This is a genomic window from Nonomuraea sp. NPDC052265, assembly GCF_044547985.1.
Lineage (GTDB): Bacteria > Actinomycetota > Actinomycetes > Streptosporangiales > Streptosporangiaceae > Nonomuraea.
Genome location: NZ_JBIUBJ010000003.1, coordinates 1 through 23398 on the forward strand (window position 1 = coordinate 1; position 23398 = coordinate 23398).

27 protein-coding genes and 1 tRNA gene are annotated in these 23398 nt (G+C 68.9%); 13 read left to right on the top strand and 15 right to left on the bottom strand.

Features of this window, described 5'->3' with window-relative positions; all coding sequences use genetic code 11:
- Both ACIHAD_RS09400 and ACIHAD_RS09405 read right to left on the bottom strand, forming a co-directional pair.
- A partial coding sequence (locus ACIHAD_RS09400; protein WP_397353889.1) for a helix-turn-helix domain-containing protein occupies window positions 1–545 on the bottom strand: 545 nt, incomplete at its 3' end.
- Window positions 546–585: 40 nt separating this feature from the next.
- Window positions 586–1068 carry a transposase gene (locus tag ACIHAD_RS09405; protein WP_397353890.1) on the bottom strand — a complete coding sequence of 161 codons (483 nt, stop codon included), beginning with the start codon at window positions 1066–1068 and terminating at the stop codon, window positions 586–588.
- A gap of 21 nt (window positions 1069–1089) precedes the next feature.
- Here ACIHAD_RS09405 and ACIHAD_RS09410 point away from each other — a divergent pair, with 21 nt between their 5' ends.
- Both ACIHAD_RS09410 and ACIHAD_RS09415 read left to right on the top strand, forming a co-directional pair.
- On the top strand, window positions 1090–2784 hold the full coding sequence (locus tag ACIHAD_RS09410) for an RHS repeat domain-containing protein (RefSeq protein ID WP_397354641.1): 1695 nt from the start codon (window positions 1090–1092) through the stop codon (window positions 2782–2784).
- Window positions 2785–2797: 13 nt separating this feature from the next.
- Window positions 2798–3001, top strand: coding sequence for a hypothetical protein (locus ACIHAD_RS09415; RefSeq protein ID WP_397353891.1), 204 nt, complete (start codon window positions 2798–2800; stop codon window positions 2999–3001).
- Between the two features lie 213 nt (window positions 3002–3214).
- Here ACIHAD_RS09415 and ACIHAD_RS09420 read toward each other — a convergent pair whose 3' ends face one another.
- Complete coding sequence (locus ACIHAD_RS09420; RefSeq protein ID WP_397354666.1) at window positions 3215–3376, bottom strand: hypothetical protein; 162 nt, start codon at window positions 3374–3376, stop codon at window positions 3215–3217.
- On the opposite strand from ACIHAD_RS09420, the gene ACIHAD_RS09425 reads away from it, so the two are divergent.
- Window positions 3309–3626 (top strand): hypothetical protein, encoded by a 318-nt coding sequence (locus ACIHAD_RS09425; RefSeq protein ID WP_397354642.1) that lies wholly within the window; start codon window positions 3309–3311, stop codon window positions 3624–3626. The two genes, ACIHAD_RS09420 and ACIHAD_RS09425, sit on opposite strands and share 68 nt — an antisense overlap.
- On the top strand, window positions 3511–3999 hold the full coding sequence (locus ACIHAD_RS09430) for a M1 family aminopeptidase (protein ID WP_397353892.1): 489 nt from the start codon (window positions 3511–3513) through the stop codon (window positions 3997–3999). The genes ACIHAD_RS09425 and ACIHAD_RS09430 overlap by 116 nt, the downstream gene beginning before the upstream one ends.
- A gap of 53 nt (window positions 4000–4052) precedes the next feature.
- Here ACIHAD_RS09430 and ACIHAD_RS09435 read toward each other — a convergent pair whose 3' ends face one another.
- The 3 genes from ACIHAD_RS09435 to ACIHAD_RS09445 form a co-directional block, all read right to left on the bottom strand.
- A complete protein-coding gene (locus ACIHAD_RS09435) occupies window positions 4053–5291 on the bottom strand; it encodes a hypothetical protein (protein ID WP_397353893.1) in 1239 nt (412 codons plus the stop codon).
- A gap of 787 nt (window positions 5292–6078) precedes the next feature.
- The gene (locus ACIHAD_RS09440) at window positions 6079–6540 is read right to left on the bottom strand and encodes an RICIN domain-containing protein (RefSeq protein WP_397353894.1); all 462 of its coding nucleotides are present in this window, start codon (window positions 6538–6540) and stop codon (window positions 6079–6081) included.
- A 333-nt stretch (window positions 6541–6873) separates the two neighbouring features.
- A complete protein-coding gene (locus tag ACIHAD_RS09445) occupies window positions 6874–7314 on the bottom strand; it encodes an integrase core domain-containing protein (protein WP_397353895.1) in 441 nt (146 codons plus the stop codon).
- A 257-nt stretch (window positions 7315–7571) separates the two neighbouring features.
- On the opposite strand from ACIHAD_RS09445, the gene ACIHAD_RS09450 reads away from it, so the two are divergent.
- Both ACIHAD_RS09450 and ACIHAD_RS09455 read left to right on the top strand, forming a co-directional pair.
- Window positions 7572–7871: a hypothetical protein gene (locus ACIHAD_RS09450; RefSeq protein ID WP_397353896.1), complete on the top strand. Its 300-nt coding sequence runs from the start codon at window positions 7572–7574 to the stop codon at window positions 7869–7871.
- 661 nt (window positions 7872–8532) lie between these two features.
- Entirely contained in the window at window positions 8533–9024 is a 492-nt protein-coding gene (locus tag ACIHAD_RS09455; RefSeq protein WP_397353897.1) for a tyrosine-type recombinase/integrase, read from the top strand.
- Window positions 9025–9448: 424 nt separating this feature from the next.
- On the opposite strand, the gene ACIHAD_RS09460 is transcribed toward ACIHAD_RS09455, so the two are convergent.
- Window positions 9449–9522 (bottom strand) — tRNA-Ile (locus ACIHAD_RS09460).
- A gap of 238 nt (window positions 9523–9760) precedes the next feature.
- Here ACIHAD_RS09460 and ACIHAD_RS09465 point away from each other — a divergent pair.
- Window positions 9761–10288 carry a histidine phosphatase family protein gene (locus tag ACIHAD_RS09465; protein ID WP_397353898.1) on the top strand — a complete coding sequence of 176 codons (528 nt, stop codon included), beginning with the start codon at window positions 9761–9763 and terminating at the stop codon, window positions 10286–10288.
- Between the two features lie 303 nt (window positions 10289–10591).
- On the opposite strand, the gene ACIHAD_RS09470 is transcribed toward ACIHAD_RS09465, so the two are convergent.
- Entirely contained in the window at window positions 10592–11524 is a 933-nt protein-coding gene (locus tag ACIHAD_RS09470; RefSeq protein ID WP_397353899.1) for a LysR family transcriptional regulator, read from the bottom strand.
- 105 nt (window positions 11525–11629) lie between these two features.
- Here ACIHAD_RS09470 and ACIHAD_RS09475 point away from each other — a divergent pair, with 105 nt between their 5' ends.
- Entirely contained in the window at window positions 11630–11845 is a 216-nt protein-coding gene (locus ACIHAD_RS09475; protein ID WP_260477503.1) for a DUF6158 family protein, read from the top strand.
- Window positions 11845–12087 (top strand): hypothetical protein, encoded by a 243-nt coding sequence (locus tag ACIHAD_RS09480; protein ID WP_397353900.1) that lies wholly within the window; start codon window positions 11845–11847, stop codon window positions 12085–12087. The genes ACIHAD_RS09475 and ACIHAD_RS09480 overlap by 1 nt, the downstream gene beginning before the upstream one ends.
- Before the next feature lie 118 nt (window positions 12088–12205).
- Here the strand turns inward: ACIHAD_RS09480 and ACIHAD_RS09485 are convergent, their stop codons facing one another.
- A complete protein-coding gene (locus tag ACIHAD_RS09485) occupies window positions 12206–12367 on the bottom strand; it encodes a hypothetical protein (RefSeq protein WP_397353901.1) in 162 nt (53 codons plus the stop codon).
- Window positions 12364–13995: a sodium:solute symporter family protein gene (locus ACIHAD_RS09490; protein ID WP_397353902.1), complete on the bottom strand. Its 1632-nt coding sequence runs from the start codon at window positions 13993–13995 to the stop codon at window positions 12364–12366. Before ACIHAD_RS09490 ends, ACIHAD_RS09485 begins: the two co-directional genes overlap by 4 nt.
- Before the next feature lie 76 nt (window positions 13996–14071).
- On the opposite strand from ACIHAD_RS09490, the gene ACIHAD_RS09495 reads away from it, so the two are divergent.
- Complete coding sequence (locus ACIHAD_RS09495) at window positions 14072–14851, top strand: putative hydro-lyase (protein ID WP_397353903.1); 780 nt, start codon at window positions 14072–14074, stop codon at window positions 14849–14851.
- Here ACIHAD_RS09495 and ACIHAD_RS09500 read toward each other — a convergent pair.
- Complete coding sequence (locus tag ACIHAD_RS09500; protein ID WP_397353904.1) at window positions 14760–17033, bottom strand: excinuclease ABC subunit UvrA; 2274 nt, start codon at window positions 17031–17033, stop codon at window positions 14760–14762. The two genes, ACIHAD_RS09495 and ACIHAD_RS09500, sit on opposite strands and share 92 nt — an antisense overlap.
- Before the next feature lie 51 nt (window positions 17034–17084).
- On the opposite strand from ACIHAD_RS09500, the gene ACIHAD_RS09505 reads away from it, so the two are divergent.
- Window positions 17085–17705, top strand: coding sequence for a TetR/AcrR family transcriptional regulator (locus ACIHAD_RS09505; protein WP_397353905.1), 621 nt, complete (start codon window positions 17085–17087; stop codon window positions 17703–17705).
- On the opposite strand, the gene ACIHAD_RS09510 is transcribed toward ACIHAD_RS09505, so the two are convergent.
- The gene (locus ACIHAD_RS09510; RefSeq protein ID WP_397353906.1) at window positions 17647–18243 is read right to left on the bottom strand and encodes an AAA family ATPase; all 597 of its coding nucleotides are present in this window, start codon (window positions 18241–18243) and stop codon (window positions 17647–17649) included. The genes ACIHAD_RS09505 and ACIHAD_RS09510 overlap by 59 nt on opposite strands.
- A gap of 85 nt (window positions 18244–18328) precedes the next feature.
- On the opposite strand from ACIHAD_RS09510, the gene secY reads away from it, so the two are divergent.
- Window positions 18329–19618: a preprotein translocase subunit SecY gene (gene secY, locus ACIHAD_RS09515; RefSeq protein WP_397353907.1), complete on the top strand. Its 1290-nt coding sequence runs from the start codon at window positions 18329–18331 to the stop codon at window positions 19616–19618.
- A gap of 62 nt (window positions 19619–19680) precedes the next feature.
- Here secY and ACIHAD_RS09520 read toward each other — a convergent pair whose 3' ends face one another.
- From ACIHAD_RS09520 to ACIHAD_RS09530, 3 genes are all read right to left on the bottom strand, one after another.
- Window positions 19681–20331 carry a response regulator gene (locus tag ACIHAD_RS09520; protein ID WP_397354643.1) on the bottom strand — a complete coding sequence of 217 codons (651 nt, stop codon included), beginning with the start codon at window positions 20329–20331 and terminating at the stop codon, window positions 19681–19683.
- Between the two features lie 128 nt (window positions 20332–20459).
- On the bottom strand, window positions 20460–21587 hold the full coding sequence (locus tag ACIHAD_RS09525; protein WP_397353908.1) for a histidine kinase: 1128 nt from the start codon (window positions 21585–21587) through the stop codon (window positions 20460–20462).
- Between the two features lie 267 nt (window positions 21588–21854).
- Window positions 21855–22760, bottom strand: coding sequence for a phosphotriesterase (locus tag ACIHAD_RS09530; protein WP_397353909.1), 906 nt, complete (start codon window positions 22758–22760; stop codon window positions 21855–21857).
- Between the two features lie 148 nt (window positions 22761–22908).
- Here ACIHAD_RS09530 and ACIHAD_RS09535 point away from each other — a divergent pair, with 148 nt between their 5' ends.
- A complete protein-coding gene (locus ACIHAD_RS09535; RefSeq protein ID WP_397353910.1) occupies window positions 22909–23364 on the top strand; it encodes a TIGR02611 family protein in 456 nt (151 codons plus the stop codon).
- The last annotated feature ends 34 nt before the right edge of the window (window positions 23365–23398 follow it).

Consider the following 23398-nt stretch of genomic DNA (forward strand, 5'->3'; position numbering starts at 1 on the left):
GCGATGACGACGTCCTCGACCTGGTCGAGCAGGATCGAGGGCGGCCGGCCCGGTCGCGGCTCGTCCTGCAAGCCGTCCAGGCGCTTGGCGATGAACCTCGCCCGCCAGCGGTTGACCGTCGCCGGCGCGATACCGAGCTCGGCGGCTACCTGATGGTTCGTGCCACCCTCGGCGCAACGCAGCACGATCCTGGCGCGCAGCGCGAGGAACTGCGCAGTCTTCGCCCGTCTGGCCCAGCGCGTCAACTGCGCACGCTCGGCCTCGGACAGGACCAGCTCCGCCTTGCGCCGACCCGGCCGCGGCTCGTCCCCCAGGCCCGCCAGCCGGTCAGCTGCGAACCGAGAACGCCACTTGCGCACCGTCGCGACGTTCACACCCAGCTCGGCAGCCACCCGGGTACTTGACGCACCACCCGCGCAGGCCAAGACGATCTGCGCACGCTCGGCCGCTCGGGCGCCTGCCCCGCCTGCCGCTCGATGCGATAACTCGATGCGCTCCTTCTCCGAGAGCACCACCTCGACAGCACGTGGACCTCGATGCGACATGAAAACAGCTTACGCATTTACAGCCGAATTTTCCGGCGCATCACACTAGAACGCCGCTGAAGATGTTGGGCTCTGGTCGTGCGGTGGGCGAGGGGTCAGACTCGTCGATATGCAGGGCGAGTGGAGCGGGGAACTGATCGGGCCGGATGTGTGGCAGACCTGCCGGGAGCTGATTCCGGCGGGGAGCGTGTTCGCGTTCTTGGCCGAGCATCGCCAGGCGTTGTTTCCCGCCGCGTTGATCGTCTGAATCTAAGGCCGCTTTTCTCAGGAAGATCAGCTTCTCGCGCAGCTCGGCGTTCTCCCGCTCCAGTTCCCGGATCCGGGCCCGGTCCGGCCCGGCAACCGGCCCCGGCTGCTCGTCCTGAGCGTTCACGATCCGATGCCGGTTCACCCAGCTGCCCAGGGTGCTGGCGTTGATCCCGAACTCGCGCGCCACCGACGCAACCGTCCGATCACCCTCCAGCACCATGCGGACGGCCTCGTCCTTGAACTCCGGCGAGAACTGCCTACGACGCCTCGTCACGTACCTACCTCTTCCAGACTTCTGTCAGCTTATGTAGCCGACTGTCCGGAATCTGCTGGGCACCTCAACTATGGCTACGACAAGGCCTCCCGCCTGACCTCCATGTCGTTCAATGCCTCCGGAGCCCGCCGCTCCTACACCTACGATGCAATGAATCGCCTGACGAAGGATCAGCTCACCACGTCCTCCGGAGGGGCGATCGCCTCCATCGAGTACGGCTACGACTTGGACGACAACCTCACGTCGAAGACCACCGCGGGCACAGCTGGGTCCGGGGTCAACACATACACCTATGACTGGTCCGACAGGCTCACCTCCTGGACCACTCCGGATGGCACGAAGACCGACTACGCCTGGGACGCCTCCGGCAACCGGGTCAAGGCCGGTGACAAGACTTACACCTATGACGAACGCAACCGCCTCACCTCAGGAGACGGTCATACCTACAGCTACACCCCGCGCGGCACTCTGGCTGAGGACTCAGCTGGGATCGTCCGCCTCACCAAGTTCGACGCCTTCGACCGCCTTGTCCGCGACGACACCGTCACCTACGACTATGACGCCCTGGACCGGGTCGAGATACGCACCGCGAATGGCAAGTCCAGCCGTTTCACCTACGACGGCCTCACCAACAATCTGACCTGCGTCACCGACGCGAACAACGTCATCACCGCAGCCTTCGGACGGGACGCCTTCGGCCGTACCTTGGGCATCAGTGACGGAACCGGGCCCATCCTGGCTTTCTCCGACCTGCGCGGTGACCTGATTGGCACGTTCACCGCCAACGGCACGGCGTTGGCCGACTCGGTCGCCTACGATCCGTTCGGAGAAGTGATCACGCGTACCGGCGCCACGCACGCACTCGGCTACCAGTCCGGCTACACCGACCCCGACTCTGGCAAGGTCAATGTGGAGAATTACACGGATTGCCGTAAGGACCGCAACGGACGAGGTGTGTGTCGGGACGGCGCCGTCGTTTACGCCAGTTGTGTGGCGGGTGGCTATGGCAAGGACAAATGCGCCGATGGCGGTGATCTCTACGAGTCCTGCCGTACGGCCAACCGCTCCAATCGGGGCTGGGCCCGGGAGATGTGCGCAAACCAGGAATTGATACACCGGGAATGCCGGACTCGAAACAACAAGGACACGTGTGAATACGAGGCGGAGTCCTACGAAGACTGCCGCACCGCGGGCAAGCGTGGGCACGATGGCTGCAAGGAGTACGCCGAGTACTACCTGACCTGCCGAAACGCCAATAAGCGAGATGACTGGTTCTGCAAGGGGGTTCAGGACAGCGTGCGCCCGTGCGTGGTCGACGCCCGCAACGACATGGGCAAGTGCAGAGACGTTCCCAAGCTGTATGAAGCGTGCGCCAAAAAGTACGGGGAGAGAGGGTGTTATTCTGAAGACGACCACGGAGCCAAGGGCAACACCTGTAAGAAGGCCAAGAATCTCACCGATGCGCTCACTTACTCGTGCGACATCTACTTGTCCCACCAGCAGGTTAATCTACTCAACGTGGCATTGGGGCTCACAGGCACTGTTGCGGGATTCTGCATGGCGGTCCCGGTGCTGCTTGTCGCATGTGGGGTCCTCGGTGCTGCCGTCGGCATCGCCCTGACAGCGATCAACCTCGCCGACAGCAAGGAGAGAGGTGTGATCATCACGTACAGCTCGATCACGGGCAACGAGTCGGTGACGGTGGCATCCCAATGACGGGGACGAGCGCGTGATCGCCGTCTGGCGCACGATCTTCGCAATCGGCTGTTCACTGAACACAATCGCCGTGGGCATGATGTGGGTCGCATACCCGGCCCGGGCGCCGGGCGCCTTCCCCATCCTGGTAGTCGGCCTTGTCCTCACGATCGTCGGCGCGATCAGGATGCTGACGAACGTCAGACGGGCCGATGATGACGACAACCACGAGAGGTGAGCTGACCGACAAGCGCCAGGTCGGCGTGGAGCTTTGCGCTGTGCGCCTGCCGATAATTCGATCCGCGCAGGTCAAACCGGATGTGAATATCCGTGGAGGATTTCGCCGAGCCGGTCTCGTCGACGTGTGTCCAGGTCAGTGATTTGCGCACGAACTGGAGATCACCCCGGTCCGTGCCCTACCCCGGCTCATGCCGTTCGTCGTAGAGGTGACCTACACCGGCACCCCCGGCTCCGTCACGACGCCCGGGATCAGCACGCCGTGGCTCAGGCGGGCCGACGGCGCGCTCGCGCTGGGCGAGCCGAAGATCGCCTGGTGGTGGTACCCGAGCAACGACCACCCGGCGGACAAGGCCACCTTCGACATCTCGGTCACCGTTCCCGAGGGCAAGCAGGCGATCAGCAACGGCGTTCTCGCCTCCCGGCGCACCTCGGCAGGCCAGCGTCGAACGTACGGCCGAGATCATCAACTGGGAGTCGAGCCTAGTCGGCCGCTACCCGTTCTCCTCAATGGGCGGCTCGGTCGTCAACGAGAACGTCGGCTTCGCGCTGGAGACCCAGTCGCATCCCGTCTCCGACTCGATCTTCTTCGAGTCCGGGCCCGACGTCGGCGTCGTCGTCCATGAGAACGCCCACCAGTGGTTCGGCGACAGCGTGTCGGTCGGCCAGTGGCGCGACATCTGGCTCAACGAGGGCTTCGCGACCTACGCCGAGTGGCTGTGGTCGGAGAAGGAGGGCACCGGCACCGCCGCCGAACTGGCCAACGCCATCTACGACCCCGGCCGACCACCCCCGGTTCTGGCGAACGGTCCCCGGCGATCCGACCCCCGCCTCCCTCTTCTACGCCTCGGTCTACTGGCGTGGCGGCATGACCCTTCAGGCGCGCCCTCAACGAGCTGGCCGAGGCATACCCAGGCCGCATCAGGTAAAGCAGTCAAGACCAGCAGCAAGATCAGCTTTACACACAACGGGTTACAAGCTCCCGGCCTACACGCGTAGAGACCCGGTGACCGCTCACCGGAGCCCCCACGCGGTCGTGGGCCCAGGTGGGGTCAGGTCACGGTGAAGGTGAGGGGGCTGGCGGCCATGGTGGTGTAACCGTCGTTGTACAAGTACCAGGCCGCGTAACGGCCCGGCCCGGGCACACTGCCGGTGTCCAAAGTGACGCTACCGGCGGCGTTGGGCGCGGACGCCCAGGTGAAGGAGTTCTTCTTTCCAATGGTCGCGCCGCCGTCATCGGGGTAGATGCCGACCCAGTTCTTGCTGGTGACATTGCCTGGCACAGTGGAGTAGCGCACCTTAAGGGGCGCGCCCTTGACTAGTGTGGGCGTGGCGGTGCTGAGGGGAGTCCCCGGGCCGAACGCGACGCTGCATGGCTTGGTGCCGACGGCGAACGAGCCAGTCACCGCCCTGCTGGCCACGTCGATGACCGACACCGTGTGGGTTGAGTAGTCGGGGACGTAGATGAACGTGCCGTCTGGGGAGACCGCCAGTGCGCCGGCGTCCCAGATCGGGATGGTGGCCACGACCTTGTTGCCGGCGGTGTCGATCAAGGACACAGGGCCGCTGTCAAGCCCGACGTAGACGCCGGTTCCGTCGGGGCTGACCGCCACACTGATGGGGGGCGATGCCATCGCGATGGAGGCGGTGATCGTGTTGGTGGCGGTGTTGATGACGGACACACGTTGGCCTCCGTTGTCGGCCACGTACACCCGGGTGCCGTCGGGGTGCGCTGCCAGGCCTTGGCAGCCACCGGATGTGGACACCGTGGCGATGACCTGGTTGGTCGCCGTGTCGATCACCGGGACGGCGCGCTCTGTGTATTGGCCGATGTAGAGGCGGCTACCGTTGGGAGTGACGGCTATGCCTTGGTGACCGGAGACCAGAATCTTGGTGCTGACGGTGTTGGTCGCGGTGTCGATCACTATGACCGACCCCGTGCTCTGGCCGGTCACATACACCTTCTTGCCGTCGGGGGAGACGGTGAGCACTGTGCCGGGCGCCGCGAGCGCGACCGTGGCGGTGACCGTGTTGGTCGTGGTGTCGATCACCGACACGGAGCGGTTGTCGGGGTTGGCTGCGTAGGCGCGGCTGCCGTCCGGGCTGACCGCGATGTCCGATGGGCTGGCCCAACCACTGCTACTGACTTGGATGTTCGCCGTAGTGGCGCCCTTCACAGTGTCGATCACTGACACTGTGCGGTTACCGGAGTTGGCTGTGTAGGCCAGACCCGTGGTTGTCGCCGTAATGGGAAACGCCATTGACTCTTCGCCTTTCTCTGTGAAGCGCACGATGTGCCTGGAATGTGGGGAACGCGCTCCTCCCGGCCGCCGTGTCACACGAGTTCCGCTGCCGGGAGGGGCGCGTTCCCCACGCCATCCAAGATCAGCCGCTGATGCTCATGAACTGTCTGATGTCGTCCCGCTGTCGGTGATGAACGATTTGTTCGCCACCTTCAGCGCCGTCCCGCGGGAGTCGCCGCCGGGCCTACGGTTGAGCCCGGCGCTCCCTCCTGAGCGCTAGCGGCGGCGAGCGGTCATACCGCGTCTGACATGTCAACCTGACGGGTGCCACAGCTCCACCATGCTCTCGTCCCCCGCCATAAGTTCGGGAGCCACGACGATGATCCGCAGGCCGTCGGGCTCGGGTTCAAGGCGAACGGAAACCTCCCTCGCTCAACCCGCCACCCAGTCGGGTGCCGCGGTCAGCCCGTCCCGGAACGCGGCCGTCGGCCGAGGCAGCGGGTCTGCCGGTCCGGTGCTACATCCCTGATGTCCATGACAGTTCCGGCACGGCCGGCGCTTCCCGCCGTCTCCAGGACGGTCCTGCGGATCTTTTCGGCGACTTCGTCGCGATCGGAACAGTCCAGGGCGCGGGACCACACCATTGGTGATCATCGCTGGCGCAGGGACGCGTCGGCCACCGCGTCCGTACGCCTGAGTGCGTCGAGGGTTTGGAGGACATGATCATGTAGGGGCGCGCCTGCCGGTCACGCTCGCGGACCGCGGCCAGCGCGGCCGTGCAGGCGGCGGTGTGGGGACACTGCCGGGGCTGCATGAGAGCCGCCGCATGCATCCGCTAGGAGACGGCCTGGAGCTGCCACAATTGGCTGGCGTCGCCCTTGCGCCAATCCGCCTGCACCAGTTGGGTGCCTGGGGTGGTGGAGGCGTCCTTTACGGCTAGCACCTTGTTGGGGGGGTACTGGCTGACAATCCAGTACAGGCCCGCCCCGAATTCGCTTCCCCCGTACTCCTGAAAATTGAAACGCATGGCGCTGTCGGGTTCGTAGAGGTTGTACTGCGTCACTCGGTCGGGGAAGGACGGGTGGGCCGACACTACCTTGCCCCCCGAGTGTTCCGCGCTGAGCCAGAAGCCGCCGCCCTTCGTGGCGGCGATAGGCCTGAGTTCGAATCGCTGGTTGGCGTTTCCAGTGAGGTTCCACTGCACGACGCGGGCGAACTCGTTGGGATTCGCCCCTTCGATGTCGATGGCCAGCCCCGAGTGCTTATTGATCAGATGGGCGCGAGCAGGAATGGCCACGTGATCTCCCTATCGAACCGGTGATTTAGGGGGCCTGTGCCCCTCGTCTCTATGAGAACCGATCATGTATCGGAAATCACCCCTTCACATGTGGCCACATCCGGACAAAGCTTGTCCGTCCCGTCGGGTGGCTCTACTGCCGGCCAGCAGTAGCTCGGTCCTGCCGGTCGGCATCGCGACCGCAGTTGGTCCTGCCGGTCACGTAGACCGGCAGGACCGACCGAGCGGGTCAGGCGGCTAGGTCGAGGTCGAGGCGACGGCCCGTGTAGAGATCGATGGTGTACCGCTTCTAAACTCATGCACATGGCCTGAGCACGCGTTTCGTTGGACCGGCTAGGCCGCTCGGTGATACTCGTTGATCGCTCCGCTGAGCACCTTTCGACGCTGAATCCGACCCTCCATCGGCACGACAACTCCCTCGCCTTGATCAGGTGGGCGTTGCCGACGGGACTGGTGCGGACGGTGTGCGTTGGAGTGCTCGGCGTACTCTTCCAGGCCTGATCGCAGGTGTCGTTCATCGTAGATGAGCATGAGGTCGGTGCATTCGGCTCGTACGGTGCGCACCCAGCATTCGGCGTAGCAATTGGCGCGGGGCATCCGCGGCGGCGTCTTCATCACCGTGACACCGTCGCCGACGAAGATCTCATCGAAGGCCTCGGTGAATTTGGCATCCCGGTCGCGAATGAGGAAACGGAACGAGCTGACCCTCTGCCCGAGGTTCATGAGTTTGCGGGCTTGCTGGGCCGTCCAAGTGCCTGTTCGATGGGCGGTCACGCCCAGGATGGTTTCACGAACGAATTTTGGGACCGCGATTCGTATGAGTTTTGGTACCAGTTCGTGATCTTCGGGAGCGGTTCGGCGAACGAGTTTTGGTACCAGTCTCAAGGGCGCTGGGTCTCTCTGTCGGCGAACACCTGGTGTACACAAGCGCGTGCAGGGCCAGCAAGAGGCTGGGCAAGGCGTGCCCGAAGCTGCGCCGCCCCGGGGGAGGGGAACGCTGGAGCAGCACCCACGGCCGATGGGCCTTCCAGTTGGAGCTACCCGCGCACGCCGACGGATCTCGGCGCAATCCCCTGCGACGGCGCGGGTTCGCCACACTGGAGGAGGCCGAGGCTGAACTGGAGCACGCCCGTGCACTGCTGGCTCTGGATGAGGACCCGCACATCCAGAGAAAGATCACTGAGCTCATGCTCTCCATGCTCAAGGACAGCAAGGCGCTGCCGCCGGTGGAGGTGCGGCGCAAGGTCCGCACCCGCCAGGACCTCAACCCCACCGTCACGGTCGCTGAATGGATGCAGGAGTTCCTGCGCGCAAGCGGAAGATCGATGTGACCACGCGCCGGTCGTATGAGGCGCACATCCGCCTGTACTTCGCCCCCTACCTCGGCGACATCCGGTTGGACCGGTTGCGGGTGTCGGATGTGGCGGGGATGTTCGATGCGATCGAGGAGTTCAACGACGTCATCACCGCCGCCCGCGCCAGCGCCGATCCGGAGCAGCGGGCGACGGTGCGGTACCGGCGGCCGGTCGGTCCGGCCACCATGCACCGCATCCGGGCGACCCTCCGGCACGCGCTGAACATCGCGATCAAGCAGGACCGGCTGATCGACTTCAACCCCGCTGCGGTTGTCGAACTCCCTGACGCCGCATCTCCCAAGGCGCTGGTGTGGACCGAGGAGCGGGTGGCCGCCTGGAACCGCGACCTGCAGGATCGGCTCGATGTTGAGCAGCGGCGGCGGTGCGGGGCGCGGCTGAGCCGCGCCGCCATGATCAACGTGTATGCGTCCGTGCCGCGGCCGTCTCCGGTGATGGTGTGGACGCCCTCGCACACGTTCGCCTTCCTCGCCCAGGCGGCGACCCATCGGCTGTTCGCGCTGTACCGGCTGATCGCCCTGCGCGGGCTGCGCCGGGGTGAGGCGGTCGGGCTGCGGTGGAAGGACGTCGACCTGGCCGCCGGGACGGCAGGGGTGCACTGGCAGATCACTCAGCTGGGGTGGGAGCCGGTGCAGGGCAGGCCGAAGACCGAGGCCAGCGACCGCACCATCGCCTTGGACACGACACCGTCACCGCGCTGCGAGCGCACCGCAAACGCCAAGCCGCTGAGCGGCTGGCCGCGGGGGAGGCGTGGACGGACAGCGGGTTCGTTTTCACCGACGAGATCGGCCTGGCGTTGCATCCGCAGCAGGTCAGCGACCAGTTCTACCTGCTGGCCTTCCAGGCGGGGTTGCCGCCGGTGCGGCTGCATGATCTACGGCACGGGGCAGCGTCGATCATGCTCGCCGCCGGAGTCGACCTGAAGGTCGTGCAAGAGACGCTCGGGCACGTATCGTCCACCTTCACCCGCGACACCTACACCAGCGTCTACCCCGAGGTGGCCCGCGCCGCAGCCGAATCCACGGCCGCCCTCATCAACACCGCAGCCGCAGGTGCCCAGACCGCCCGGCTGATCACCCTGCCGCACCACACCGGCACGACCACTACCTGAGCCCCCAACCCAGGCAGGCCCGCCGATTCGTCGGCGGGCCTGCCTGCTTGTCCTGAAGGCTGTCACACAGACTGGCAGCTCATCAGTGCCCAATCATGGGTGCGAACGAGCCGAGCGCATCTCTGTGAGAACCAGCGGATCTTTTATCTGTTGGTCACCAGAGGCCTGACAGGCAAGACGAGCTGACTTGGACAAGACTTGACTGGGCATGAGACCGCGCTGACCAGCGGTGCTGGCCGGAGCTTCCAACTTGGCGTTCTGATGGTGGTCTTTGGGGTCTGAACTGACGATGGCGGTCTGAATGATCTACCGCCGTACACGGTCCGTACACAAGAGCAACCATGGAGCAACCAACCATGATCGACAGCAAGATCCGAGGGTGGCGAGAACCGAGAAACCCCAGGTCGGATGCGGTGTTGGTGAGTAGGGCGGGTGGGACTTGAACCCACGACCCACGGATTATGAGTCCGATGCTCTGACCGGCTGAGCTACCGCCCCTGGATTCAGTTGTGACATGCGGTGTGCGGCGGGTGGATCTTGGTGAGGCTCGCGCATGTCAAGGCTAGAGCATCGGATCCGGGGTGCCGCACGGCCGGATGGGGACGGGGTCCCGCGGACATCATTCCATGCCGGGCAAGGTTGGTGGAGTCGTGTCGATCATATTCGGGTCTCGGTTGGGGGTTGTGTTTGCTGTGGGCGGAATGGGAGGGGTTGGGAGGGGAGGTACGGTGCCGTCGTGGCGGTCAAAGTGGTGTACGAGACTCACTCCATCACTGTGGACAACGAGACCGGTGTCGCCACCGGGTGGCTTCCCGGGGAGTTGTCCGAGCGGGGGCGGGAGCTGGCCGCCGAGCTCGGGGTGCGGCGGCGGGGAGTGGACGTCGTCTACTGCTCCGATCTGCGCAGGGCGGTCGAGACGGTGGAGGTGGCGTTCGGGGGTGGGAAGGAGGTCCGGCTCGACGCGCGGCTCAGGGAGTGCGACTACGGCAGCTACAACGGGCGGCCGGTGAGCGAGGTCGCGGCCCTGCGCAGACGGCACATCGACACGCCGTGGCCGGGTGGGCAGAGTTATCGGCAGGTCGTGGCGGAGATGGCCGGGTTCCTCGGGGAGCTGCGGGAGGAGTGGCGGGGGGCTACGGTGTTGGTGGTGTCCCATTCGGCCAATCGGTGGGCCTTGCAGAACCTGCTGGACGGGACTCCGCTGGAGGAACTGGTGGACGCGCCGTTCAGGTGGCAGGAGGGGTGGGAGTACGAGGTGGCGTAGTGCCTTGCGTGGAGGCGGGCGCCGGGTCAGGGTGAGGTGGGGCCCGGATCGGGAGGTGGTCCGCGTCGCCCACGGAGGTGGTCTCGTTGCCGGGCCGGACGCGTGTGCCGGGGGCTGGTCGATGACGTACGTCGTGGGCGGGGGAGGCCCTTGGCGGGGTTCGGTGCACATGGCTGATGCGCCGACCGCGTTCGCGATCAGCGCCGGTGGGCCGAGCTGAATTGTCTCCTTGCCACTGGGGGTGTCGTCACGGTAACGGCGGGCCCGGGGGACGAGGAGTACTGCTTCCCTCCTGTCAGGGTGTTAAGGAGCCGTGCCGTACGCCGGGTTGCGTACGAGCCAATCGGAGTAGACCGGACTGCGACGTACGGCCTCGGTGTGCGCCTGTTTGGCCTGGGCGAGCACCCAGGTGGCGTCGGGGGCGGTGGGGTGGCGGCCGAGGAGCTGCCGCCAGCGCAGTGGCGCGCCGGAGAGCGGGACCATGGCCAGGCCCGGCAGGGCCTGGTGGGTCGCCTGGCAGAGCACCACGGCACGGCCCACCTGGGCGAGGTGGGTGCAGGTCGGCACGTCCGTCTCGTAGATCGTTCCGGGGGTGAAGCCGGCCCGCGCGCACGCCATGGCGAAGCAGTCGGCGAAACAGCCGTCGCCCGGCGTGACGGCCCATTGTTCGCCGGCCAGGTCGGCCAGCTCCACCTCCTTCTCCTTGGCGAGCGGATGGTCCTCGCCGACGAGGCAGAAGACCGGGTCGAGGCTGATCGTCTCCCACAGGAGCGTTCCCGTGGGGGTTCCGGAGTCGCCGCAGGCGCCGGTCAGCACGTAGTCGAGGCGGCCGAGCTCGACCATGTTGATCAGCTCGTGCGTTGACCAGGACGTGAACGTGGTGACCGTGCGCTCCGCGGCCAGCCGGTCGACCAGGCCGCCGAGTATCGGGCCGTTGGTGGCGCCGATGCGGAAGCCGGGGGAGGGGGTGTGGGCGAATCGTACGGCTTCGTCCTGCAATTCCTTGGCCGCGGGGAGCAGCACGCGCGCCCGGGCGAGCACCAGCTCGCCGAGCCGCGTGGGCCGGGCCCCATGACGGTCACGTTCGAACAGGGCGCCGCCGAGCACCCTCTCGATACGTTTGAGCTGGGCGGTGAGGGCCGGCTGTGCCAGCCCGAGCAGGGACGCGGCCTTGCTCACACTTCCCGCGTCCGCTACCGCGCGGACGATCCTGAGGTGCCTGAGCTCGAGGTCCATAACGGGAAGGTAAGGCGACGAATCGCTCCCAAACAATGGCTATATGTCAGGAATTGTGACAGATATTGTCGGGGGTGTCTGGGGTAGGGGGAACCCATGACGACGATGGGAATAGATCCGGCCCAGCTCAGCGACGAGGATGTGGTACGCGAGCTGCGGCAACTCCATGCCACTCGTAGTGACACATTCTTCCATGGATCAGACGATGCTCTGGCACGTCACACTTCCCGTACCAATGAGCTAGAGGCGGAATACCTTCGCAGGTTCCCCGACCGCGAGGTCGATCCGGCCAGGCTGAGGGAGGGGGCGAGGCAACGGTGATGTCCGAGGGGCATGACGTGCAGGAGCTGTCGGACGTCGACATCCACGTCTACGAGGCGGTGGCCTCGCAGGCGATCGGGTCCGACGGCGGCGTGGCCGGCCTGGAGGCGGTGATCCGGGCGACCGGCCTGGAGGGGGACGAGGTGCGCGAAAGCCTGGCCGCCCTCGCGGGCCAGGGGTACATCGTCCCGCGCGGCGACGGGTACGGCCTCGGTCCCCACACCTTCGAGGTCGAGTACTGAAGCCGGGGCCCGGTACTGGGTCCGGGGGCGGAACAGACCGGGCCCTCGGGCCCGAACCGGCCCAGAGGCGGGCCCAGAGGCGGCCTCAGAGGCAGCCCCGGAGCGGGCCCGGGGGCGGTCAGATGGGGCGGATGCGGGCCCACAGTACGAAGACGGCACCGAAGACGGCCATGGCAAGCCCCGTCCACAGATTGACCGCGTCCCCCAGCAGCCCGGCCACCACCAGGATCACGCCGTACAGCAGGAACAACCCGCCGATCACCATCCGGATGTCGCTCACAGGATCACTCCGTACAACAGGGCGGCCAGGATCACGGCGCCGGTGCCGAGCAGCACCGGCGAGCGGTACCAGCGCCTGTCACCGGCGAGGGCGTCGTCCTCCAGGTCCACGGCGTTCAGGCCGTACACCAGGCCGCGCAGCTCCTCCTCCGGCTTGGGCGTGGTGACCAGCGTGACGATCATCGACACCAGCACGTCCACGACGAAGGCCACGCCCGCGCCCCAGAAGCTGGCGTTCAGCTCGGTGCCGAAGTTCACCACCCCGGCCTTGTACGCGAAGTACGACGCGAAGGCGCTCGCCGTCCCCGCCAGCAGCCCCCAGAACCCGGCCCACGGCGTCATCCGCCGCCAGAACAGCCCGACGACGAACGTCGCGAACAGCGGCGCGTTGAAGAAGCTGAACAACGCCTGCAGGTAGTTCATGATGTTGGAGTAGCCGGCCGCGATGAACGCCGTGCCCACGCCGAGCGCCACACCGGCGACGGTCGCCACGCGTCCCACCTTCAGGTAGTGGCCGTCCGGCCGGTCGGGACGTACGTGCGCCTGCCAGATGTCGTTGGTGAACACCGTGTTGAACCCGCTGATGTTGGCCGCCATCCCCGCCATGAACGAGGCCAGCAGCCCGGTCACCGCGACGCCGAGCACGCCGTTCGGCAGCAGGTCGCGCATGAGCAGCGGGATCGCGTCGTTGTAGTCCTGGCCCCTGCCCAGGTCGCCGAAGAGCACCAGCGCGATCATCCCCGGCAGCACCGTCACCAGCGGGATGAACAGCTTGGGGAAGGCCGCGATGATCGGCGTCATCCGGGCCGCGTTGGTGTTCCTGGCCGACAGGGCTCGCTGCACCTCGGCGAAGTTCGTCGTCCAGTAGCCGAAGGAGAGCACGAAGCCCAGCCCGAAGACGATCCCGATCCAGTGGGCCTGCATCGGGTTGGAGCCCGCGGTCCCGGCCCAGGTGTGCAGGCCGCCTTCGCCGAGGGCGCTCTGCCGTACCTTGTCGAACAGTCCGGACACGCCGCCGACCTTGACCAGGCCGAGCACGGTCAGCGGGATCAGCCCGGCGAGGATCACGAAGAACTGCAGCACCTCGTTGTAGATCGCCGAGGACAGGCCGCCGAGCGTGATGTAGGAGAGCACGATCAGCGCCGAGACGACCACCGACACCGGCAGTGGCCAGCCCAGCAGGGCCTCCATGACCAGGGCGAGCGCGTACAGGTTCACCCCGGCGATGAGGATCTGCGCGACCGCGAACATGATGGCGTTCAGCAGCTGGGTGGCGCCGTTGAAGCGCCTGCGCAGGAACTCCGGGACGCTGCGCACCTTCGAGCGGTAGTAGAAGGGCATCATCATGATGCCGAGGAACACCATCGCGGGGACGGCGCCGATCCAGTAGTAGTGCACGGTCATCGCGCCGTACTGGGCGCCGTTGGCCGCCATGCCGAGGATCTCGATCGCGCCCAGGTTGGCCGACACGAACGCCAGCCCGGTGATCCAGGCGGGCAGCCCCCGGCCCGCGAGGAAGAAGTCGAGGCTGGAGCTGATCCGGCGGCGGGCGGCGAACCCGATCGCGAGCACGGTGGCGAAGTAGACCGCGATGAGGAGGTAATCGAGGAGGTTGACGTCTAATCGCACAACCCGCCCGCTACCCGGAAAACGCCGCGATAGCCGCGTTGTGGACCGCGTGCACCGGCCGCCATAGTGTCGAGGGGTGGACGTCGCCACCTTGAGCCCCGCGCAGGCGCGGGCCCGCTTCCGCGCAGGTGAACGGGTGCCCACGGCGGGCTGGTGCCGCGGCTGGACGCAGGCCAACCTGATCGCCGTGCCCGCCCGGCTGCGGTACGAGCTGCTGCTGTTCGCCCACCGCAACCCCAAGGCCTGCCCCGTGCTGGACGTGGGCGAGCCCGGCGCCTGGTCGACCACCCTGTTCCGCGGCGACCTGCGGACCGACCTGCCCGGCTACCGCCTCTACCGCGGCGGCGAGCCGGTGGCCGACCTGGACGAGGTGACCGGCCGGTGGCGGGCGGACCTCGTGCCGTTCCTCATCGGCTGCAGCTTCACCTTCGAGGGGGCGCTGCTGGCCGCCGGGGTCCCGGTACGGCACCTGGAGCAGGGCCGGAACGTGCCGATGTACCGCACGAACGTGCCGTGCGAGTCCACCGCCACGCTGTCGGGCCCGCTCGTCGTCTCGATGCGGCCGGTCCCGGAGGAGCTGGTGCAGACCGCCGTCGAGGTGACCGGCAGGTACCCGCGGGTGCACGGCGCGCCGGTGCACGTCGGCGACCCGGCCGCGATCGGCGTGCTCGACCTGGACCGGCCCGACTTCGGGGACCCGGTGGAGGTGCGGCCCGGCGAGGTGCCGCTGTTCTGGGCCTGCGGGGTGACGCCGCAGGCGGCGGTCATGGCGAGCGGCGTGGAGTACGCGATCGGTCACCTGCCGGGCCACATGGCCGTGCTGGACGCCCGAGATGACGACTATCGAGTGACTTGACCAGATATTTCGCGGTATAGGTGGATGCTTCGGTGAGTTCGGCCGGCGTGCCTTCGAAGATCACTTCACCGCCGTGCCGGCCCGCCTCGGGGCCGAGGTCGATGACCCAGTCGGCGTGCTTGACCACGTCGAGGTCGTGCTCGACGACGATGACCGTGTCGCCTTCGTCCACCAGCCGGTCGAGCAGGGCCAGCAGCGTGTCCACGTCGGCCATGTGCAGCCCGGACGTCGGCTCGTCGAAGACGTACACCTGCCCGCGCTCGCGCATCCGGTGCGCCAGCTTGAGCCGCTGCCGCTCCCCGCCGGACAGCGTGCTGAGCGGCTGCCCGAGCGTCAGATAGCCGAGCCCCAGCGCGCCGAGCCCGCCGATGCCGGGCAGGTCGAACAGGCCCGCCGCCTCCTCGGCCGTCATCGCCAGCACGTCCGCGATCGTGCGGCCCTCCACCGTGTACGACAGCGCCTCCTCGCTGTACCGGCTGCCCCCGCACGCGTCGCACTCCCGGGTCACCGGGTCCATGAACGCCAGGTCCGTCGTGATCTCGCCGCGTCCCTTGCACACCGGGCACGCCCCGGCCGAGTTGAAGCTGAACAGGCCCGGACGCACCCCGTTGACCTCGGCGAACAGCTTCCGCAGCGGGTCCATGGCGTCGAGGTACGTCGCCGGGGTCGAGCGCGGCGACCCGCCGATGGCCGACTGGTCGATGAGCACCACGTGCGGATGGCGGGCGACCAGCTCCCGGCGCATCAGCGTGCTCTTGCCCGACCCGGCCACGCCGGTGACCGCGGTGAGCACGCCGAGCGGCACCCGTACGGTGACGTCCTTGAGGTTGTGGGCGTTCGCGCCCTCGACGGTCATCCAGCCGGACGGCGCGCGCACGGCGTCCTTGAGCCCCGTGACGCGCCGCATCATGCGGCCGGTCAGCGTGCCGCCGGACGTCAGCCCGGCCACCGTGCCCTCGAACACGACCCGGCCGCCCCGCGTGCCCGCGCCCGGCCCCATGTCCACCACATGGTCGGCCAGCTCGATGAGGTCGCGGTCGTGCTCGACGACCAGCACCGTGTTGCCCTTGTCGCGCAGCTCCACCAGCAGGTCGCCGAGCAGGTGGACGTCACGCGGGTGCAGCCCCACGCTCGGCTCGTCGAAGATGTACGTCATGCCGGTGAGGCTGCTGCCCAGGTTGCGCACGGTCTTGAGCCGCTGCGCCTCGCCGCCCGACAACGTCGGCGTCTCCCGGTCGAGGCTGAGGTAGCCGAGCCCGATGGCATCGATCCTGCGCAACGACTCCACCGCCGCCTGCGCCACCGGGTCGTCCAGGCCCTCCAGCACGCCGATGAGGTCGGTCACCTCCATCGCGCAGTGGTCGGCGATGGACCGGCCGCCGATGAGCGAGGCCAGCGCCGCCGCGTTGAGCCGCCGGCCGCCGCACTCCGGGCACGTGCCCTGGCGCACGTACGGCGCCGCGGCCTTGTCGAGCAGGTCGAGGTCGCGCTTGAGGTGGACGCGCTCGAACCGGGTGACCAGGCCCTCGTAGGTGTTGGTGTACCGGCCCCGGCTGACCTTGAAGCCGCCGCCGTACAGCAGCAGGTCGCGCTCGTCCGGCGTGAAGGCGCGCACCGGCTTGTCGGGGTCGAACAGCCCGGACCTGGCGTAGAGCTGCCACACCCACGACCCGGGCGGGGCCATGCGGATCGCGCCCTCGTTCAGCGACAGCTCCTCGTCGAGCAGCCTGCCGAGGTCGGCCTCCACCTTCTTCCCCAGGCCGTCGCAGACCGGGCACATGCCCTGCGGATCGTTGAACGAGTACGCCGTCGCGGGCCCCGCCGACGGCTCACCGCGCCGCGAGAACAGCACCCGCAGCAGCGCGTGCACCTCGGTCATCGTGCCCATGGTCGAGCGCGCGCCGCCGCCGACGGGCCTCTGGTCCACGATCACGGCGGCGGTCAGGCCGGACATGCGCTCGGCGCGCGGGCGCTCGTGCTTGGGCAGCCGGTTCCTGACGAACGCGCTGAAGGTCTCGTTGAGCTGCCGCTGCGACTCCGTGGCGATGGTGCCGAACACGATCGAGGACTTGCCCGACCCCGACACGCCGGTGAACACCGTCAGCCGCTCCTTGGGCAGCCGCAGCGTGACGTCCTTGAGATTGTTCTGCCGCAGGCCGATCAGCTCGATGTCGCGCGACACGTGACACACCCCCATAGCTATGGCTACTACCTATAGCCTAAGCTAATCCATGTGGCTGACATTCCCGACCGGCGAGCACGACGGCGAGCCGAGACGCAGGCCGAGATCCTGGGCATCGCGCTCGACGTGATGGCGGAGGAGGGCGTCGCGGGGCTGAGCCTGGCGACCGTGGCCAGGCGGCTCGGCATCCGGCCGCCCTCGCTGTACAAGTACTTCCCGTCCCGGCACGCGGTCTACGACGCCCTGTTCAGGCGCGGGCAGGAGGGCTACCTGGAGGCCGTGCGGCGGGGGGCCGAGCCGTACGAGCCGGGGCTGGCGGCCATGGGGCCGTCCCTGGAGGCCGGGGCGCGGTGGATCATGGACAACCAGGTGCTGGCCCAGCTGCTGTTCTGGCGGCCGGTGCCGGGGTTCGCGCCCTCGCCGGAGTCGTACGCGCCCGCGCTGGCCGTCCACGAGCACTTCGCCGTCCTGATCAGGGCCGCCGTCGAGCGCGGGGAGCTGCGTCCCGACGCCGCGGGCGAGGACGGGCTCGCCCTGGCCGCGAGCCTGATCGCCGGGCTCGTCTCCCAGCAGCTCAGCAACGAGCCCGGTGCCTCCTACGAGGAGGGGCGGTTCACCCGGCTCGTCCCCCGGCTGCCCGCCGTGTTGGCGGCGGTATACCCGCCGCCGTGAGCTGGTCGCCGACCGGCGGCGCGCCCGGCCGGTTGTCGATCTCCAGGTGCGGCACGACGGGGGGCTCGTCCACGCGGATGCTCTGCAGGTAGTCGGCGAAGGCGGCCAGCTTGCCCGCGTCCCTGCCCAGGCCGCGTGCCGCCAGCCGGGCGCGCAGCGTCGGCCCGTCCGAACGCACCCACAGCAGGCGTACGGGCGGCCCGCCCAGCTCCTCGACCCACCGCGCCCACCGCGCCGCGTCGTGCACCTGCGTGGTGAACGGGCCGTCGAGCAGCACCGGGCAGCCGTGGCCGCGGATCTGCGCGGCGATCCCGGTCAGGCCGGTGTACTCGTGGTGCTTCACATGCCGGTCGTACCAGGGGCCCTCGCGCTCGCCCTGGTCGCGGCCGTGGGCCCGCAGAACCTCCGCGACGAGGTCGCCGTAGACGGTGTCCTTGTCGAGCAGCGCGGGCACCGGCGACAGGCGGGCCAGCAGCTCGGCCGCAACCGTGGACTTGCCCGCCCCCGGCGGCCCGCTGATCACCCACACGGTCGTCATGCGATCAACCTACGCGGATCTGCGTACACGGGTGCCTCGCCTGGACGGACGACGCCCGGCGCGCCCGCGGACAGACTTCCTGCTCATGCTGACCGTCTTCGCCAGAGCGTTCCGGGTGCCGGAACTGCGCAGGAAACTGCTGTTCACCCTGGGACTGATCGTGCTGTTCCGCCTCGGCCAGATCATGCCCGCCCCCGGCGTGGACGTCGTGGCCGTACGGCAGTGCGTGGGCTCGGCCAGCGGCGGCATCTTCGACATGATGCAGATGCTCAGCGGCGGCGCGATGCTCCAGCTCTCGGTGTTCGCGCTGGGCGTCATGCCCTACATCACGGCCAGCATCATCCTGCAGCTGTTCGCCGTCGTGGTGCCGCGCCTCGACGCGCTCAGGAAGGAGGGCTCCAACGGGCAGGCGCGGATCACCCAGTACACCCGCTACCTGACCGTCGGCCTCGCCGTGCTGAACGCCACCACCATCGTCGCCCTGGCCCGCTCGGGGAACCTGCTGCCCGGCTGCGCCCGTCCGCTGCTGCGTGACCAGGGGCTGCTGGCGGTGTCGGTGATCGTGGTGACGATGGTCGCGGGCACCTGCGTCGTCATGTGGATGGGCGAGCTGATCACCGACCGGGGGATCGGGAACGGCATGTCGATCCTGATGTTCACCCAGGTCGTGGCGGTGTTCCCGGGGTACATGGCGAAGATCTTCGTGCTCACGCCGTTCGGGTTCGGGGTGATGCTGGCGGCCGGGCTGTGCCTGGTGGCGGCGGTGGTGTTCGTCGAGCAGGCGCAGCGGCGGGTGCCCGTCCAGTACGCCAAGCGCATGGTGGGGCGGCGCATGTACGGGGGGAGCAGCACGTACATCCCGCTCAAGGTCAACCAGGCGGGGATCGTACCGGTGATCTTCACCTCGTCGCTGCTCTCCTTGCCGACGCTGGCCGCGCCGCTGCTCGGCGCGGAGGCGGGCGCGTGGGTCTCGCGCAACCTGAGCACCGGGACCCATCCGCTCTACATGACCGTGTACGTGCTGCTGATCGTCTCCTTCGCCTACTTCTACGTCTCGATCACCTTCAATCCCGTCGAGGTGGCCGACAACATGCGGCGGTTCGGGGGGTTCGTACCGGGGATCCGGCCGGGCGCGCCGACGGCCCGCTACCTGGCGTACGTCCTGTCACGGCTGACCGCGCCCGGGGCCGTCTACCTCGGCGTGCTGGCGTTGCTGCCGCTGGTGGCGTTCGCGATCCTGCGCGACCCCGGCACCCAGCAGAACTTCCCGTTCGGCGGGACGAGCGTGCTCATCATGGTCGGCGTCGGGCTGGACACGGTCAAGCAGATCGAGGCCCAGCTCCAGCAGCGCAACTACGAGGGCTTCCTCAGGTAGCCCCGGGCCTTCCCCAGGGCCGGCGGCCTCTCAGGTGGGCGGCCTCTCAGGTGGGCGGCCTCTCAGGTGGGCAGGGCGAGGCCCGCCCGCATGGCGAACACCACGAGCTGGGCCCGGTCGCGGGCGCGCAGCTTGACCATGGCGCGGCTGACGTGCGTGCGCACCGTGTCGGGGCTGATCACCAGCTCTCTGGCGATCTCGTCGTTGGACCGGCCCGTCGCCACCCACGCCACCAGCTCGCGCTCACGCGGGGTGAGTGTGTCCAGGCCCGCGACGGGCTCGGCGCCGCTGCGGCCGAACAGGCCGATGACCTTCCTGGTGATGGACGGCGACAACAGCGCCTCGCCCGCGGCCACCACCCGTACGGCGTTGACCAGCTCGTCGGGCGCGCTGTCCTTGAGCAGGAAGCCGCTCGCCCCGGCCTGGAGGGCGGCGAAGACGTACTCGTCGACGGCGAACGTGGTCACCACGACGATCCGGGTGCCGCCCAGCGCCGGATCGGCGGCCACGGCGCGCAGCGTGGCCAGGCCGTCGGTGCCGGGCATGCGGATGTCCAGCAGCAGCACGTCGGGACGGGTGCGGCGGATCAGGTCGAGCGCCGCCGCGCCGTCGGCCGCCTCGCCCACGCACTCCATGCCGGGCTCCCGCTCCAGCAACGCCCGCAACCCCATCCGCACCACGGCCTGGTCATCCGCGACCGCCACCCTGATCACCGCCCCCTCGGGAGCCGGGCCGTACGCGCCCACGCCTGAGCCCAGGGCGCGCTCGGAGGGCGGACCCGGCGGGTACGTGCCGGGACCGAGGTCGTGCGCGGGCCCGTCCGGGCCTGGGGTGTGGGGGGTCATGCCTTGGGCCGGGGGAAGCGGGCGGTCACCTGGAAGCCGCCGCCCTCGCGGGGACCGGCGGTGAACCGGCCGCCCGCCTCGGCGACGTGGGCGCGCATCCCGGCCAGCCCGCGGCCCTCGTCCGCGCCGTTCCAGCCCGCGCCGCGGTCGGCGACCTCCAGCACGAACGCGTACGGGTCATGCGCCAGGCGCACCGAGGCCCTGGTCGGCCCGGCGTGCCGGAGCACGTTGGTGAGGGACTCGCGGACCACCCGGTAGACGGCCCCCTTGAGGTGGGCGGGCACGGCGGGGTCGGCGGGCTCGACGTCGACGGGCAGCCCGGCGGCCCGTACGCCCGCGATGAGGCCGGGCAGGTCGGCGGCCGGCGGGTCGATGCCGTCGAGCGCGGCGCGCAGGTGGGCGAGGGCGGTGGTGCTGGTCTCCCTGATCGCCCGGAGCGAGGCCCGCGCCTGCTCCGGGTCGTCGTCGAGGGCGACGAGCGCGAGCCCGGCCTGCATGGCGATGGCCGCCAGACCGTGACCGGCGGCGTCATGCACCTCGCCGGCGATCCGCGCCCGCTCGGCCGCCACGACCCCCGCCCCACCGGGAACAACGTCCCCCCGCCCGGGTACGGCATCCGTCGCGTGGTTCGGGAGTGGGCACGTACCGGTCGCGAAGGCGTCTGTGGTCGCGGCGGGGCGAACGGTGGTGGCGGGATGGGTGACGGGGGCCGCCGGGATCCCCCAGGCCGCACCCGCCGACCAGGGACCCAGAACCGGAGCCGCACCACCGGCCACCACGGCGGACAGCGGCCCGGCCTCAGGGGCGAGCGCGAGCGGCGGCGACACGGTGCCGCAGGTGAGCGCCGACGGCGGGACCGCAGCGGTGTGGGCGTGGGGTGCGGTGGCGTAGGTGTGGGGCGAGGGCGGGGGTGTGTCGGAGGTGTGGGCCGAGGGTGGGGGTTCGGTGTCGGCGGCTGCGGCGGCTGCGGCGGCTCTGGCCTGGGCGAGGCCGCTGAACGACCACGGGACGGCCAGCCATCCGGCCCAGGCCAGCATGACCACGACCGGGATGTCACCCACCCGGCTCAGGCGCGGCAGCGCGGCGAACGGCCTGCGCAGGCGCCCGCCGCGTTGCGTGTGCACGCTCACCATCCCCCACCCGGCCAGGCTCGTGTCGCCCCGATCCTAGCGAGTTCCGGGCGGCACGGTTTTATCGCGGCCCGTCCGGCCCCTTCGAGACGATCTTGCCGGGAGGGTCCGGGAGAAGTGCCGGAGGGGCGGTTCGGTGGCGGTCGAGGTCTCGCCTGCCGGCCTGGGCGTGACCACGGCTGGGCCCCGGTGCATGGTCGTGCCTGCTGGGCGTTGCCGTGGTCGGGCTTTACGAGTGTGGTCGGGCGGGGGCGGGTGGGGTCAGTGCATTCCGTCGGTCAGCCAGCGCAGGGGGTTGTCGCGGGTGATCAGGCGGATGACGTCCTCGCCGGTGCCGGCCTCGCGCAGGCGGGGGAGCAGGCTGTGGAACAGGTGGGCGTAGCCGCAGCCGCCGTAGCGCTGGACCTGGGCCACGCGGCTCAGGCCGGTGCTGAGGAGCAGGCGGTCGGCGTGGCCGTCCTCGATGAGGCCGAGCGCGATCCTGGCCGCCTGGTCGGGCCCCAGCGCCAGGGCGCTGAGGCTCACGTACGCGCCCGCCTCGGCGATCTTGCGGGCGCCGCCCAGGTCGCCGGAGTAGCCGGCGGCCACGCGGGAGCCGGGCAGGTTCTCGCCGAGCAGGATCTCCAGCAGCGCCAGGGCGTTCTGGCCGTGGGTGGCGACGGGCAGGCGCGACTGCCGGGAGGCGCGGGCGGCGGCGCGCAGGCAGCGCTCCTCGCGGGCGGTGGGCTCGGCGCCCCAGCTGCCGACCTCGCCGATCACACCGGGGAAGACGCCCGTGCCGTCCACGCCGCTGGAGATCTCGGTCATCAGGCGCCGGGTGAGCTGCTCGACGTCCTCGTCGCCGACGTCGGTGAACGGCTGGGCGAAGAAGCCGGTCGAGGCGATGACCGGGACCCGGCTGCCCGCCGCGATGCGGGCCAGGGCGGCGGCGTCGCGGCCCATGCCGAGACAGGTCAGGTCGACCACCAGGTTGAGCTCGTCGGACTGGCGCAGCTCGCGGAGCTCCGCGGTGACAGTGGTCTCCTCGTCGAGCCAGCGGTGGGGGTCGGAGTCGATGCCTACCGCCCAGCGCATGTCGTTGCGCAGGTGCTCGTGGGGGAGTACGGCGCCGTTCACGGCGGCCGCGCGGATGGGGCCGGTGACGGTGCGAAGGATGACCTCGGGCATAGCAGACATTAACCGATAGTTACCGAATCCTGTGCCCCGTGTCCGGAAATTTTACCCTTAGTCCCGTTTGGCGAACTGCTGGTGGTCTGCAAGCTTTCCTGTCGGTGTGGGCCGTATCCTGAGGGCAGCCGAACGACACGGGGGAGACGTGCCGATCCAGAACTCCGAGACGGGCGACGCCGACGCGCTGAAGGACGAGGCCGCCGAACGTTCCGCCATGCCCGCCCGCCGCACCGGACTGAAGGGCTGGCTCGACGGCGTCAGGTCCACCCGCGCGGGCGCGCTCACGCTGAAGATCGTGGTGGGCGTCATCGGCGCGGTGATGGTGGTCGGCGGCCTGATCATGGTGCCGTTCCCCGGGCCGGGCTGGCTCGTGGTGTTCGCCGGGCTGGCGGTGCTGGCCACCGAGTTCCACTGGGCCCACCGGGTGCTGGAGTTCGGCAAGCAGACGCTGCACGCCTGGACGCAGTGGTACAAGCGGCAGGGCTGGACGGTGCGCATCCTCGTGCTGCTGGTGACCGTGGCCGCCGCCGCGGTGATCGTCTACTTCGGGATGCTGACCCTCGGCATCGATCTGCTGGAGATCGCGCAGAGGTTCGTCTAGCCCCGCGGGGGCTTTCAGACCGGGTCGTTATCGT